The organism is Pseudomonas sp. GD03858 (genome assembly GCF_029840925.1).
Taxonomy (GTDB): Bacteria; Pseudomonadota; Gammaproteobacteria; order Pseudomonadales; family Pseudomonadaceae; genus Aquipseudomonas.
This window is the reverse complement of the sequence record NZ_JAOCDM010000007.1, coordinates 1-13,065: the sequence shown is the minus strand read 5'-3', so window position 1 is coordinate 13,065 and position 13,065 is coordinate 1. Positions and strand designations below refer to the sequence as shown.

At 63.9% G+C, this 13,065-nt stretch carries 12 protein-coding genes and 1 tRNA gene; 7 read left to right on the top strand and 6 right to left on the bottom strand.

What is annotated here, in order from left to right; genetic code table 11:
* Window positions 1-60: 60 nt before the first annotated feature.
* Window positions 61-864 (bottom strand): MOSC domain-containing protein, encoded by an 804-nt coding sequence (locus N5D48_RS03515; protein WP_279881076.1) that lies wholly within the window; start codon window positions 862-864, stop codon window positions 61-63.
* Between the two features lie 219 nt (window positions 865-1,083).
* The gene (locus N5D48_RS03510) at window positions 1,084-2,019 is read right to left on the bottom strand and encodes a chemotaxis protein CheV (protein ID WP_279881074.1); all 936 of its coding nucleotides are present in this window, start codon (window positions 2,017-2,019) and stop codon (window positions 1,084-1,086) included.
* A gap of 306 nt (window positions 2,020-2,325) precedes the next feature.
* Between N5D48_RS03510 and N5D48_RS03505 the strand changes: the two genes are divergently transcribed.
* The 3 genes from N5D48_RS03505 to N5D48_RS03495 all read left to right on the top strand — a co-directional run bounded on the left by N5D48_RS03505 (window position 2,326) and on the right by N5D48_RS03495 (window position 4,781).
* Window positions 2,326-2,868, top strand: coding sequence for a histidine kinase (locus tag N5D48_RS03505; RefSeq protein ID WP_279881072.1), 543 nt, complete (start codon window positions 2,326-2,328; stop codon window positions 2,866-2,868).
* Window positions 2,869-3,235: 367 nt separating this feature from the next.
* Entirely contained in the window at window positions 3,236-4,132 is an 897-nt protein-coding gene (locus N5D48_RS03500; protein WP_279881070.1) for a histidine kinase, read from the top strand.
* Window positions 4,122-4,781: a response regulator transcription factor gene (locus tag N5D48_RS03495; RefSeq protein WP_279881067.1), complete on the top strand. Its 660-nt coding sequence runs from the start codon at window positions 4,122-4,124 to the stop codon at window positions 4,779-4,781. Before N5D48_RS03500 ends, N5D48_RS03495 begins: the two co-directional genes overlap by 11 nt.
* Here the strand turns inward: N5D48_RS03495 and yegS are convergent.
* The gene (gene yegS, locus N5D48_RS03490) at window positions 4,765-5,652 is read right to left on the bottom strand and encodes a lipid kinase YegS (RefSeq protein ID WP_279881065.1); all 888 of its coding nucleotides are present in this window, start codon (window positions 5,650-5,652) and stop codon (window positions 4,765-4,767) included. The two genes, N5D48_RS03495 and yegS, sit on opposite strands and share 17 nt — an antisense overlap.
* 275 nt (window positions 5,653-5,927) lie before the next feature.
* Here yegS and N5D48_RS03485 point away from each other — a divergent pair, with 275 nt between their 5' ends.
* Window positions 5,928-7,385: a mannose-1-phosphate guanylyltransferase/mannose-6-phosphate isomerase gene (locus N5D48_RS03485; RefSeq protein WP_279881063.1), complete on the top strand. Its 1,458-nt coding sequence runs from the start codon at window positions 5,928-5,930 to the stop codon at window positions 7,383-7,385.
* 63 nt (window positions 7,386-7,448) lie between these two features.
* A complete protein-coding gene (locus tag N5D48_RS03480) occupies window positions 7,449-8,684 on the top strand; it encodes a glycosyltransferase family 4 protein (protein ID WP_279881061.1) in 1,236 nt (411 codons plus the stop codon).
* On the opposite strand, the gene glp is transcribed toward N5D48_RS03480, so the two are convergent.
* Entirely contained in the window at window positions 8,673-9,899 is a 1,227-nt protein-coding gene (glp, locus tag N5D48_RS03475; protein ID WP_279881059.1) for a gephyrin-like molybdotransferase Glp, read from the bottom strand. The genes N5D48_RS03480 and glp overlap by 12 nt on opposite strands.
* A complete protein-coding gene (moaB, locus tag N5D48_RS03470) occupies window positions 9,883-10,422 on the bottom strand; it encodes a molybdenum cofactor biosynthesis protein B (RefSeq protein WP_279881057.1) in 540 nt (179 codons plus the stop codon). The genes glp and moaB overlap by 17 nt, the downstream gene beginning before the upstream one ends.
* Window positions 10,423-10,603: 181 nt before the next feature.
* On the opposite strand from moaB, the gene N5D48_RS03465 reads away from it, so the two are divergent.
* Window positions 10,604-10,825 carry a YgdI/YgdR family lipoprotein gene (locus N5D48_RS03465; protein ID WP_279881055.1) on the top strand — a complete coding sequence of 74 codons (222 nt, stop codon included), beginning with the start codon at window positions 10,604-10,606 and terminating at the stop codon, window positions 10,823-10,825.
* Between the two features lie 81 nt (window positions 10,826-10,906).
* Window positions 10,907-10,983 (top strand) — tRNA-Pro (locus tag N5D48_RS03460).
* Between the two features lie 192 nt (window positions 10,984-11,175).
* Here N5D48_RS03460 and N5D48_RS03455 read toward each other — a convergent pair.
* Window positions 11,176-12,741 carry a malate:quinone oxidoreductase gene (locus N5D48_RS03455; protein ID WP_279881053.1) on the bottom strand — a complete coding sequence of 522 codons (1,566 nt, stop codon included), beginning with the start codon at window positions 12,739-12,741 and terminating at the stop codon, window positions 11,176-11,178.
* Window positions 12,742-13,065: the final 324 nt, after the last annotated feature.

Below are 13,065 nucleotides of genomic sequence, written 5' to 3'. Positions count from 1 at the left end.
CCTATCGCGGGGCAAGCCCGCTCCCACGGTGCGTGGGAGCGGGCTTGCCCCGCGATAGCACTATTCGAGGACCTGGACGGCCATCCCCACCCTCAGCTCCCCCTCACCATCCACCGCCAGGTTCTGGCCAAACAGCACATCCCCCTCCTTCTCGCGGAACGTCTTGAGCGTGGTCAACGGTTCACGGTCAGGGCTGCGCTCGCCCGTGGCAGGATCGAGGGTGGTGAGGATGCAGCGCACGCTCGGCTTGAGCACGCGAAAGGTCATATCGCCAATGCGGATGCGCTTCCAGCGGTCCTCGGCAAATGCCTCGGCGCCCTCGACCACCAGGTTCGGACGAAAGCGCAACATTTCCATTGGACGACCGACACGCCGGCTCAACTCATCCAGCGAGGCCTGGCCAATCAGCAACAAGGGAAAGCCATCGGGAAATGCCGCCCGGTCACTGTTCAGGCCGTAACCGCTGGGCAGGTAGCGGGCCCGCTGTTCGGGGCAGTGCACCAGCCTTACCGCCTTGCCCAGCAGCTCGCTGAGCCAGGCCGCCGCCTCGTCTCCCGCATCCGGCACGCGCAGGGTGTCACGCCAGATGGTCACACCACGCAAGTCGTCGTCGGCATTCGGCACCGCCACCGTCAATGGCGCCAGCCCTGGCGCCTCGAGCAGCAACTGGCCCTGCGCACCATAAGCGGCACTGAGTTGCCCCAGTCGCGGCCAGGCACGCTGGGTAAGGAAGCGGCCGTTCTCTTCTTCCACCACCAGCCAGCGCCGATCACCCTCCAGGCCCAGGGTGCCGACAGAAGACACCTCCAGGCCCTGGGCCCGCCCGGATTTCACCGGATAACGATACAACGCACTCAGAAACATCCTTGCCCGCCTTGCGCCAGTCGAAAGAACCTAGTGTCCTGTCTCGGAAATACGTTCTCTTTTGGCGAGTGGCTTGGGTGTCCGGGCAAGGCGCCGCGACGAGTCATAGCAGGGCTATGGCGAGGAGTGGCAACGCCGGCCGGGCGCCCAAGATGCCGCCAAAAGTGAACAGCTTATTTCCGAGACAGGACACTATCTTATACCGGCTGCGGGCCGCTATCACACCACGGCGTGATCCAGGCTCAAGCGTTGACGCACCACGTCCACCAGGCGATCTGGCTGGAACTTGGAAAGGAAGTTGTCGCAACCGACCTTCTTCACCATGGATTCGTTGAAGCTGCCCGACAACGAGGTGTGCAACACGACATAAAGACCGCGCAGGCGGGGGTCATTGCGGATCTCGGTGGTCAACCGGTAGCCATCCATCTCGGGCATTTCCGCGTCGGTAAAGATCATCAGCAGCTTCTCGCATACGTCCTCTCCGGCATCGGCCCAGCCCTTGAGCAGGCGCAACGCCTTGAGGCCATCGCTGGCGACGTGCAGTTTCACCCCCAGTTGCGACAGGGTGTCACGCAGTTGCGCCAGCGCCACACTGGAGTCGTCCACCAGCAGCACCTCGCGACCACGGGCACGCGCCAGCAGCGGATCGTCCAGCTTGTCGCGGGACACCTTGGCACTGTATGGCACGATCTCGGCCAGCACCTTCTCCACATCGATGATCTCCACCAGTTTTTCCTCGACCTTGGTGATCGCCGTGAGGTAGTGCTGGCGGCCTGCACTGGTCGGCGGCGGCATGATCGCCTCCCAGTTCATGTTGACGATGCGGTCGACGCCTCCCACCAGGAAGGCCTGCACCGAGCGGTTGTACTCGGTGACGATGATGGTGCTGTCCGGCCCTGGCTGCAGCGGGCGCATGCCGATCGCCTGGGACAGGTCGATCACCGGCAAGGTCTGCCCCCGCAGGTTCACCACCCCGCAAACGAACGCGTGCCGCTGCGGCATGAGGGTCAGCTTGGGCAGCTGCAACACCTCCTGAACCTTGAAGACGTTGATGGCAAACAACTGCCGGCCAGCCAGGCGGAACATGAGGATTTCCAGGCGGTTCTCACCCACCAGTTGCGTGCGTTGGTCTACCGTGTCGAGAATGCCTGCCATTGGACAGCCCCTTGGCTTGAGTCGGGAAAGTGGATGCATCAGCCTTGTATCGGCGGATATTCGCCTGGCTTGACCCCTGATGGAAAAAGCCATCCGGAGCGATTGATATCACTTTACCATCATGTTTTACTGATGCCACACCCTCGCCTCGAACGCTCGCAACGAGCGACCCACCCGAAACTTCATCAGGGAAACCCCTAGGAGCAATCGGGTGCAACCTGATGTTCGCGATATCCATTAGCCATTAATGTGACGCCATTCTCAATGCATGAACGGAGTCAGGCTTTTGCTAGCGAACATCTTGGTATGGCCGAACTCCGCCACCGGGGCGCCATGATGGACAGCACTCCACTGCTCAACGATGCCGTGCAGGGTTTCCTGCAGGATGCGCAGGTCCTGCTGGCCAGATCCCAGGAGTGCCTGCAGCACCTGAAGCTGATCGACAGCGACCCTGACGCCTGTCACTGCCTGGGCGAAACGCTCGATACACTTGCCCACCGCGCCAGGCAGTTCGGCATGGTGGAAGTGGCGCATTACACGCTCGCCCTGCAGCAACTGCTCGCACCAGGCTGCCAGCAAGGCCGATTGCATGGCCAGAGCCTGCCGGCACTGGCCGCCTGCCTGACCCTGCTGGACTGGCAACTGGAGCTTCTCGACCCCCTGACCGGTCGCCTGCACATGGACAGCGAAGAACAGCAGCAGCTGCTGGGTGATCTGGCCCTGTCACTGGGCATGCCCGCAACGCGGCTATGCGCTCCCTGTCAGGAGCTCGGCACCCTCTGCGCGCATCCCCATGCTCCAGGGGACCAGCCCGAAGCGCCCGCGATATCGACGGATCGCCAGCACTAACCCGCAGTTGGCAGCAACTAAGCCGTGGCCAACTTGAGAAGTTGGACAAGTTTTACCGAATGTTTAGCCGTGGCGCTTTCTTAGTTGATCAAGGCATTTTAGAAACATCATCTAATAATGGCACTCTGCTAGTCACATTTTCACTCAACTGACCTGTCGAAGCCCGTAAAATACAAGGCTTCAAGCCGCTGTATTCCCGCGACCAGATCCGATCGAAGTGATAACATGCGCACCTTTCGAACATGCGCACCCTGGATATCGGACAACCGGTCGTGCACCGGATGCGTTATTCGAAGCGGAACGCAAAAACTCCTGGCCAGACATGCGCAAAGCTTCCTACGGCACTCACTCAGTGGCTTCCCTATCCATGCTCTCACGCTTGAAGTTTCTCCAGCACTGCCGCTCCAGAGCTGCCTTGCTCCGCTGGATGACGACACTGCTGTGCATAGCCTCACTGGCTGCGAACCTGCTGTGCTACTTGCGCGCCCTTCCCCTGCCGGCGAGCGCGCTGCTGCTGCAGCTGGTGGCGATGATCGGCGTGGGCTGGCACCTGCGGCACTGGGCGCGCTCCATTACCCTGCGACCGGCGGAACTGGCCAACCGCATGCTCAAGGTCCAAGAGAGCGAACGCCAGCGCTTGAGCCGCGAACTGCATGACGACATTGGCCAACTGCTGACGGCCGCCAAGCTTCAGGTCGACTGGCTGCAACGCCGGGTGCCCGCCGAGCTCCAGGCGCACTGCACCAGGCTGCGCAGCACCCTGGACCACACCCTGGGCAACGTGCGCGACGTTTCCGCAATTCTCAATCCACGGCAACTGGCCAGCCTCGGCCTGGAAGCGAGCTTGCGCGCGCACCTGCTACGCACGCTGGAGAACAGTGACGTGCACTGGAGCCTGGAGTGCCAGCAACGCCTCGGAGGAATCAGTGAGGAGGTCACCATGGCCGCCTTTCGCATCACCCAGGAAGCGGTCACCAACATGTTGCGCCATGCCCATGCCCGCAACCTGGTGGTGCGACTGCAGCGCACACCGGCCGGGCTTGCCCTGTCGATCCAGGATGACGGCGCGGGTTTCGTCCCCATCCCGGCGCCCGCCGAAGCCGGCCAGCGTGGCATGGCCGGCATGCTGGAGCGCGCCACCGCCCTGCAGGGCAGCCTGACCATCACCAGCCAGCCCGGCAAGGGCACCCAGATCGACGCTCTCTTCCCATGGCCGCCACGCAGCCAAGAACGCGCCAGGACTTCTGCCGCCAATGACCTGTAGATTACTGCTGGTAGACGACCACTCGCTGATTCGTGCTGGTGTTCGGGCACTGGTATCGGATATCCCCGGCTATACCGTGATCGGTGAGGCCGATGACGGCGACCAGTTGCTGGAACATGTGCGTCGACTGACCCCGGATATCGTCCTGCTGGACATTTCCATGCGCTCGACCAGCGGCCTCGATGCCCTGACACAGCTGCGCGCCAGCGGTTGCACGTGCAAAGTGCTGATTCTCTCCATGCACACCGACCCGGAGCTGATCATGCGCGCCCTGGAGAGCGGCGCCCACGGCTACCTGCTCAAGGACACCACGGCCACCGAGCTGGAACAGGCCCTGAGCGCATTGCGCAACGACGAGCGCTACCTCAGCCCGGCGATCGCCCACACCGTGATCAATCAGGCCCTGCTGCGCGCGCAGAGCAGCAAGCAGCCCAACGACGAGCGTCACAACCTGACGGCCCGCCAGCTCGAGATCCTGCGCCTGATCGTGCGCGGCAAATCCACCCGGGAAATCGCCAACGGCCTGGGCCTGTCGATCAAGACCGTGGAAACCCACCGTTCCCAGATCATGAAACGCCTGCAGATCTTCGATGTGGCGGGGCTGGTGCTGTTCGCCGTGCGCGAGCGAATCATCAGCCTGGACGACTGAGCAATGGCGAATCCACCGGCAGGTGTACGCGCAACGCCTGGGGCACGGCTTCGAAGCGCAGGCTGGCGGCTTGCAGGGGTTCACCATCGAGATTCATGTCCAGCCCTTGCGCGCTCCTGATTTCTATCCATGGCAACCGGGCGCGCACGAACAGGCCTTCACCAGCCAGCAGGTCGCGCAATGCCCCGGTCATTTCCTGCGGTGCCGGCAGAATGCCGATGTCCAACAGACCATCATCGACCTTGGCATCCGGGCACAGCACATGCCCGCCACCGGCCTGACGCCCATTGCCGATGCCGAGCGCCAGCAGGTCGCCCTGCCATTGGAAGTCTGGCCCATGCAGCTCCACCGACGCGGCCTGCAGCTCACTGAAACGTGAAAGTCCGGTGAACAGATAAGCGGCCGCCCCCAGCACTTTCTTCAGGTCTTCGGAGGTATTGGCCGTGACCTGGCTGCCGAAACCGCCGGTGGCCATGTTCAGGAACCACTGGTCCGCCACCCGCCCCAGGTCGACCGGCCGTGCCGCCACCTCCAGCAGAGCCAGGGCGGCCGCCGGCTCCAGGGGGACCGCCGCCGCCCTGGCGAAATCATTGGCCGTGCCCAGCGGCAGCAGGGCCAGGCTGGCTTGGCTGGTCGCCAGCGCCATGGCCTCGGCCACGTCGCGCAACGTGCCGTCGCCGCCTCCCGCCACCACATGGCCATAGCCCGCCTGCAGTGCCTCATCGACCAGGCGCCGGGCATCACCGCCCTCCCAGGTCAGGCGCACATCCAGTGTCCAGCCACGCTCGCGCATCTGGGCAACCGCTGCGCGCACCTCTTCGTTGGCGGCCTGCTTGCCATGCAGGATCAGCAATGCCTTACGCTCGTTCATTGTCGCGCTCCCCGCAAATCGCACAGAAAAGGCCTACCGCAATCTCGACAATCGAAGCACGTGGAATGCTCCCCCGCACACACAAAACTGATCGTTTTCATGCAAAGACCATTGAAAGCCATGCAGCACAGGTGCATCATCCGACAAATATTTGGCCTTCACGGACGATGCCGCTCATAAAAGTCATTTTATTGACTTTCTGCCGCCAGATGCCTGACAGGTCGTGATTCCCTTGCATTGCGCTGCCCTCAGCGCCCTGATTCGAGGCTTTGACCATGAGCGTTCTGATCCCCTGCATCATCTCTGGCGGCGCCGGCACCCGCCTGTGGCCGGTATCGCGCGAGGCGATGCCCAAGCCGTTCATGCGCCTGCCCGATGGCATGAGCTTGTTGCAGAAGACCTACAGCCGCGCCTGCCAGCTGCCCGGCGTGGAACGGATACTGACAGTGACCAACCGCGAAGTGTTCTTCCGGACCCAGGATGAGTACCGCCAGGTCGGCAGCTCACGACTCGTGCTGGACTTCATCCTTGAACCTTTCGCTCGCAACACGGCCCCGGCCATTGCCGCCGCAGCCCTGCATTGTGCCCGCCTGCATGGCGAGGACAGTCTGCTGCTGGTCATGCCAGCCGATCACCTGATCCTGGACCAGGGCGCATTCGAACAGGCCGCCGAACGGGCCATCCAGCTGGCCGAGCAGGGCTGGCTGACCACCTTCGGCCTGCTGCCAACCCGCGCGGAAACAGGCTTCGGCTACATCGAACAAGGCCCGTCGATCACTGCCGACGGCTATGAGGTCGCCCGCTTCGTCGAAAAACCCGATGCCGACACCGCGCAGGCTTATCTGGAAAGCGGCCGCCACCTATGGAACGCCGGCATGTTCTGCCTTCGCGCCGGCACCGCGCTACAGGAACTGCGGACTCATGCCCCAGAACTCCTCGAGCTCGTGGCCCAGTGCCTGGAACAGAGCCAGGTCAAGGAAGGCACGAGCGGCCTGCAAGTGGAACTCGTCCCCGACAGTTTCGAGCAAGTCCCCGACATCTCCATCGACTACGCCCTCATGGAACCCTCTTCCCAGGTGGCCGTGGTGCCCTGCGACATTGGCTGGAGCGATATCGGCAGCTGGGAAGCGGTGCGAGAACTGCGCGCGAGCGACAGCCAGGGCAACCACTGCAGTGGCGAAACCGTGCTGCATGACGTGAGCAACTGCTACATCGACTCGCCACGCCGGCTGGTGGGCGCCGTGGGCCTGGACAACCTGATCGTCGTCGACACGCCAGACGCCCTGCTGATCGCCGATGCCGCACGCAGCCAGGAGGTCAAGGTGATCGCCCAGCAGCTCAAGCGCCAGGGCCATGACGCCTATCGCCTGCACCGTACCGTGACTCGCCCGTGGGGCCTTTACACCGTGCTCGAGGAAGGTCCTCGGTTCAAGATCAAGCGCATCATGGTCCGCCCCGGTGAGTCGTTGTCGCTGCAGATGCATCACCACCGCAGCGAGCACTGGATCGTGGTCAGCGGCATGGCCTGCGTGACCAATGGCGAGGAGGAGTTCCTGCTCGATACCAACGAGTCCACCTTCATCAAGCCCGGGCGCACCCACCGCCTGACCAACCCCGGCGTCATCGACCTGGTGATGATCGAGGTACAGAGCGGCGAATACCTGGGCGAAGACGACATCGTGCGCTTTACTGATATCTATGGACGCGCCCCGGCATCAGCAGCCCCTGCCTGATTGCCAGTGGGCGCGTCTTGCCATCCAGGGCCGACACCCGGCCAACCGTGAGGATTCGGGCTCATGCGCATACTCTGGACCCTGCCCTACCTGCCCTGGCCGACCACCAGCGGCAGCAAGACCCGGCAATACCACCTGCTGCGCGCCCTGGCGCAGCATGGTCACCGGATCACCTTGCTGGTGCAGTCGAAAGTCCCCTTGAGCGATGCGGCGCGCGAGGCCCTGGAACCCTTGGTGGAGCGCTTGATCGTATTGCCTCGGCGCCCCTTGCACAGCCCGCTGAACCTGCTGGCCTCGCCCATCATCGACTATCCCATGCGCGCCATCATCAACGGTCTGGCGCCGTGCCTGAGGCACCGCTTCGAGCAACTGCTGGACGAACCCTGGGACGTGATCCAGATCGAGCACAGCTATAGCTTCCAGCCGTTCGAGAAGGCTTTGCAGGCCCGAGGCCAGCCCTACATGCTCAGCGAGCACTATCTTGAATCGGTGATGGGCGCCGCCTGCCATGACCGCATGCCGCTGTGGCTGCGCCCGCTCAACGCCTTCGATCGCTGGCGCTATCGGCGCTGGGAGCAACGGGTGCTGCGCCAACCCACCGAGGTGGTGGCGGTCAGCGCCCACGACGCCGAGCTGATTGGCCAGATCAGCGGTCGCCCGGTGAACGTGGTGGTCAACGGCGTGGATTGCGATCACTACCAGAACGTGAGCCCCACCCTGCACAGCCAGCGCCTGCTGTTCGTCGGCAATTTCGAATACGGCGCCAATCTGGAAGCCATCGAATGGGCGCTGGAAGAGATCCTTCCTCAGGTCTGGATGAGCAATCCGGCGGTGCGCCTGGCGATCGCCGGACACGCGCTGCCCGCCAGCTGGAAGCTGCACTGGAACGATCCACGCATCGAGTGGGTGGGTTACCGCCCCGACCTGCGCGAGTTGCAACGCCGCTCGGCGCTGTTCTTCGCACCGTTGCGCCATGCCGGTGGCTCCAAGGTGAAGATCCTCGAAGCGATGGCGGCGGGACTACCGGTCATCACCACCAGCAAGGGCGCCTCGGGCCTGGCCATGAACAACGGCGAGCATTACCTGGGCAGCGACGACAGCGGCCAGCTGGCGCTGCTGGTCACCCAGCTGCTCAACCAGCCCTGGCGCATGTGCCAGCTCAGCGAAGCCGGGCGCCAGTTCGCCCGCCAGCGTCATGACTGGAGTGTCGCCGCCCAGCAGCTGGAAAACGTGCACATGCGCCTGACCCAGCTGGCGCCGGCGGGCGCGACGCCCGCCAGCGGCGTGCTAGCCAAGTAGTTCACTGAACGGGATGAACCAGACCGGCTCGCCCTGGCGCGGCGTAGTGCCCTCGCGCACTTCCACCACTCCGTCGGCCCAGGCCGCGCTGCGCAGCACGCCGGAACTCTGGTTCTTGTAGATGCGCACCCGACCGTCCTCGATCCGTGCCCGCAGGTACTCTCGACGCGTCCCCGGCTGGGGCCAGTCGAAGCCGGCCGGTACGCTGAAGCGCAGCGGCGCGACATTGGCGACGCCCAGGCGGCGCAGCAGATAGGGGCGAGTCAACAGGCCGAAGGTGACCAGGGTCGAGGCCGGGTTGCCGGGCAGGCCGATCACCGGCACGCCCTGGTAATGACCGAAGGTCAATGGCTTGCCCGGCTTGATCGCCAGCTTCCACAGCGCCAGTTCACCCGCTTCGCGCAGGGCCATGCCGAGGAAGTCGGCCTCGCCCACCGAAACGCCACCGGTGGACAGGATCAAGTCGACATCGCCCAACCGGGCCAGGCACTGGCGAGTGCGCTCGAGGTCGTCCGGCAGGATGCCGGCATCCACCACCTCGCAGCCCAGGCGCTGCAACCAGCTGACCAGCAGGCGCCGGTTGCTGTTGTAGATCTGCCCCGGCCCTAGTGCCAAGCCCGGCTCCACCAGCTCGTCGCCGGTCGACAGCACCGCCACCCGTGGCCTGCGCCGCACTTCCAGCGAACCGAAACCCAGGGTCGCGGCCAGGCCGAGCTGGATCGGCCCCAGCCGTGTGCCAGCGCTCATCACCGGCTCGCCCACACGGGTTTCCTGCCCCTTGGGGCGAACGTTCTGCGCCAGCGTCAGAGGCTCGAGCAAACGCACCCGACCGTCTTCGAGCACCTCGGTGTTTTCCTGCATCTCGACACAATCGGCCCCCTCGGGCAGCGGCGCCCCGGTGAAGATCCGTGCGCAGGTACCCGGCTCCAGGGGCTGTGGCACATGCCCGGCAAAGATACGCTGGGTCACCCGCAGCGGTTCGCCCTGCCAATCGGCCAGCCGCAGGGCGTAGCCGTCCATGGCGCTGTTGGGCCAGGGTGGCAGGTCGAGCCCGGCCACCAGCTCGGTGGCCAGGACACGACCTTCGGCATCGGCCAGGGCGACGGTCTCGGTTTCGCCGATCGGCGCCGACTCGGCCAGCGCCAGCAGGCGTTCCAGGGCCTCTTCCACCGGCATCAGCGGCCGTGCCTGGGTCACCTCAACCACGGCTGTCACAGGCCGCTGCCTGCTTCAGGTGCGGCACGAAGTTGCACGGCCGGTGACGGGCGTCCAGCTGCTCGGCGAGAATGCCGTCCCACCCGGTGCGCACAGCATTGGTCGAGCCGGGCAGGCAGCACACCAAGGTGCCGTTGGCCAGGCCGGCCAGGGCGCGGGACTGCACGGTGGAGGTGCCGATGTCGGCCACCGAGATCTGCCGGAACAGCTCGCCAAAGCCCTCGACCTGCTTGTCCAGCAGGCAGGCCACGGCTTCCGGGGTGCTGTCGCGCCCGGTAAAGCCGGTGCCACCGGTGATCAACACCACCTGCACCTGATCGTCGGCGATCCAGGTCGCGACCTGGGCGCGGATCTTGTACAGGTCATCCTTGAGCAGCGTGCGCTCGGCCAGGCGGTGGCCGGCGGCAGTCAGGCGATCGACGAACAGCTGTCCCGAGGTATCGGTGTCGAAGGTGCGGGTGTCGCTGACCGTGAGCACGGCGATGTTCAGCGGCACGAAAGGAGTATCTGCCTTGGCTTTCATGAAGGGTCCGTCGCGAGGGAATACAGGTTGTGCGCTGTTATATCACAGGCCATCGGCCAACGATCCCGGCCTTGTTCTTGGTCAATGCCGCCACGATGGCGCTATGCTGCACTGTGCAAGGAACTTGCGTGGACGCCTCGCGTCTTAATGACATCTAGCACCATCGCACTGGAGAAACACGATGATCCAACGGACCCTTCCCGCCTTCCTGCTCGCCTTGGGCCTGGGCGCCCTCGCCGGCTGCGCTTCGCCGACCGTCATTACCCTGAACGACGGTCGCGAGATCCAGGCGGTGGACACCCCGCAATACGACGAAGACTCTGGCTTCTACGAATTCGAGCAGCTCGACGGCAAGCGCACGCGCATCAACAAGGACCAGATCCGTACCGTCAAAGAGCTGTGATTCAGCCCTGTTTTTTAGCGCAACTCCTTTTTGCAACAAGGGGTTGCGTTGAAAAAAACGATGCAGTAGGATTTTGGCCATCGGAGTGTAGCGCAGCCAGGTAGCGCGTCTCGTTCGGGACGAGAAGGCCGCAGGTTCGAATCCTGTCTCTCCGACCAAATCCCAGAAAACCCGCCTCGAGCGGGTTTTTTGTTGCCTGCGAAACAGGAACCTGCAGGTGGGGGGGCAACTGTCTTGCTGAGATTTTTCAACTGGCGTGATTTCTGTAGGAGCGGCCTTGCCGACCGGTCCAACGCCTCGGCAAGGCCGCTCCTACAGGTTGGCGCCGCTCCCACGCTCAGCTCACACGGTTACTCCGGCAACACCGGCACGTATAGCAGTTGCAGGCGCGCACTGCTCCACTCGCGGGTCTTGTTGGTCAGCTCGAGGTCATCGTTCAGCTTCTGGCCGTAGGTCGGCACGATTTCCTTGAGCTTGGCCTGCCATTGCGGACTCTTGATTCGATCCTTGAAGGTCTTCTCCAGCACGCTCAGCATGATCGGCGCGGCGGTCGAGGCGCCGGGCGAAGCGCCCAGCAGCGCGGCAATACTGCCGTCCTCGGCGGCCACCACTTCGGTGCCAAACTGCAGCACGCCACCGTGCTCGGGATCCTTCTTGATCACCTGCACCCGCTGGCCGGCCTGGAGCAGCTTCCAATCTTCGTTCTTGGCGTTGGGGAAGTACTCGCGCAGGGCCGCCATGCGGTCATCGAAACTGAGCATCAGTTGCCCCATCAGGTAGGTGCTCAGGTCGATGTTGTCGATCCCGGCATGCATCATCGGGCTGATGTTATGGGCGGTCAGCGAGCTGAACATGTCCAGCAGCGAGCCGTGCTTGAGGTACTTGGTGGAGAAGGTCGCGAACGGACCGAACAGCAGCACTTCCTTGCCATCGATCACCCGGGTGTCCAGGTGCGGCACCGACATCGGCGGCGCGCCGACCGAGGCCTTGCCGTACAGCTTGGCCTTGTGGCGGGCGACCAGGTCGGCGTTGTCGGTCATCAGGAACTGTCCACCGACCGGGAAGCCAGCGTAGCCTTCAGCTTCCGCAATGCCGGACTTCTGCAGCAACTTGAGCGCGCCGCCACCGGCGCCGATGAAGACGAACCTGGCCTTGACCGCGGACTCCTTGCCGCCGTTGGCCAGATCGGCCACCACCACGTTCCAGCTGCCATCGTCGTTGCGCACGATGTCGCGCACCTCGTGGCTCAAATGCAGCTGCACATTGGGGTTGCGGGTCATGGCGGCGAACAGCTGGCGGGTGATCTCGCCGAAGTTCACATCGGTGCCGATGGCCATACGGGTCGCGGCCACCTTCTGTCCAGGGTCACGGCCTTCCATCACCAGCGGCACCCACTTGCGAATCTGCTCGTGATCCTCGCTGATCTCCATGCCACGGAACAGCGAGCTGTGGCTCAGGGCCTCGACGCGCTTGTGCAGGAAGGCAACGTTCTCGTCACCCCAGACGAAACTCATGTGCGGCACGTTGTTGATGAACGAACGCGGGTTGCTCAGCACGCCCTGCTCGACCTGGTAGGCCCAGAACTGCTTGGACACCTCGAACTGCTCGTTGACATTGACCGCCTTGCTGATGTCGATGCTGCCGTCCTTGCCGACGCTGGTGTAGTTCAGCTCGCAGAACGCCGAGTGGCCGGTGCCGGCGTTGTTCCAGGCGTTGGAGCTTTCCTTGGCGACCTGGTCCATGCGCTCGTAGACGTCGACCTTCCAGTTCGGTTCCAGCTCGGTGAGGTAGGTCCCCAGGCTCGCACTCATGATGCCGCCGCCGATCAGCAGGACATCGACGGACTTTTGCGGCTCCTCGGGCTTGGAACAACCGATGACGCCCAGGCACAGGAGCGTCAGCAGGATTTTTTTCATTAGCTCAATCCAATTGAAGTGAAGGATTGGCAGTCGTTGCCCCCGGCGTGCACGCCCGGTTGTTGTTCTGGTTCGCAGGTCGCTTGCGGGATCGGGGCACGATCGCCTCGGGCCGTGGCCCGGGGCGCCGTAAAGCAGGGAGTGTGCCAGCATGGCCTGGACCAATGGCGCAGGGCTGTGGCGTGCTGGCGCAGTGGGATTTGCCGGGGCGGGTTGGCGGCAATCCGCCAAATGGATGGGTACTTTGCCTGGGGGATGGCGGTTTTCCCCCGAACACCTGCGGGGCCGGCCTTGCCGAGGCGTCGGACCGGTCGGAAAGGGCTG

Bases quoted from the DNA above. Each gene is read 5' to 3' on its own strand.
- moaB (WP_279881057.1), bottom strand. From the start codon at position 10,422: ATGAAAGCCAAGGCAGATACTCCTTTCGTGCCGCTGAACATCGCCGTG.
- N5D48_RS03480 (WP_279881061.1), top strand. From the start codon at position 7,449: ATGCGCATACTCTGGACCCTGCCCTACCTGCCCTGGCCGACCACCAGC.
- N5D48_RS03515 (WP_279881076.1), bottom strand. From the start codon at position 864: ATGTTTCTGAGTGCGTTGTATCGTTATCCGGTGAAATCCGGGCGGGCC.
- N5D48_RS03510 (WP_279881074.1), bottom strand. From the start codon at position 2,019: ATGGCAGGCATTCTCGACACGGTAGACCAACGCACGCAACTGGTGGGT.
- N5D48_RS03485 (WP_279881063.1), top strand. From the start codon at position 5,928: ATGAGCGTTCTGATCCCCTGCATCATCTCTGGCGGCGCCGGCACCCGC.
- N5D48_RS03505 (WP_279881072.1), top strand. From the start codon at position 2,326: ATGGCCGAACTCCGCCACCGGGGCGCCATGATGGACAGCACTCCACTG.
- N5D48_RS03495 (WP_279881067.1), top strand. From the start codon at position 4,122: ATGACCTGTAGATTACTGCTGGTAGACGACCACTCGCTGATTCGTGCT.
- N5D48_RS03500 (WP_279881070.1), top strand. From the start codon at position 3,236: ATGCTCTCACGCTTGAAGTTTCTCCAGCACTGCCGCTCCAGAGCTGCC.
- yegS (WP_279881065.1), bottom strand. From the start codon at position 5,652: ATGAACGAGCGTAAGGCATTGCTGATCCTGCATGGCAAGCAGGCCGCC.
- N5D48_RS03455 (WP_279881053.1), bottom strand. From the start codon at position 12,741: ATGAAAAAAATCCTGCTGACGCTCCTGTGCCTGGGCGTCATCGGTTGT.
- N5D48_RS03465 (WP_279881055.1), top strand. From the start codon at position 10,604: ATGATCCAACGGACCCTTCCCGCCTTCCTGCTCGCCTTGGGCCTGGGC.